Origin of the sequence: Lactococcus petauri (assembly GCF_002154895.1) — a bacterium.
Lineage (GTDB): Bacteria > Bacillota > Bacilli > Lactobacillales > Streptococcaceae > Lactococcus > Lactococcus petauri.
Genome location: NZ_MUIZ01000044.1, coordinates 1 through 339, shown reverse-complemented (window position 1 = coordinate 339; position 339 = coordinate 1). Strand labels below are relative to the sequence as shown.

Genomic DNA, 339 nt, shown 5'->3' with positions numbered 1-339 from the left:
AATCACTCATTGATTCTGATTTTGAATCAGATGCTGAGTTTGATGCGCTATCCGAGGTACTTGTGGATTCACTTGATGCACTGTCTGATGTGCTTGTAGATTCACTCATTGATTCTGATTTTGAATCAGACGCTGAGCTTGATGCACTGTCTGATGTGCTCATTGATTCTGACTTAGAATCTGAAGCTGAGCTTGATGCACTGTCTGATGTGCTCATTGATTCTGACTTAGAATCTGAAGCTGAGCTTGATGCACTGTCTGATGTGCTCATTGATTCTGATTTTGAATCGGACATTGATGTCGATGCACTGTCCGATGTACTTGTAGAATCACTCATTG

Annotated in this window: 1 protein-coding gene; it reads left to right on the top strand. The window is 41.3% G+C overall.

Annotation, left to right across the window (positions count from 1 at the left end; genetic code table 11):
• Positions 1-339, top strand: a 339-nt coding sequence (locus tag BZZ03_RS12080) for an MSCRAMM family adhesin SdrC (RefSeq protein WP_233129000.1), incomplete at both ends; no start/stop codon positions are given.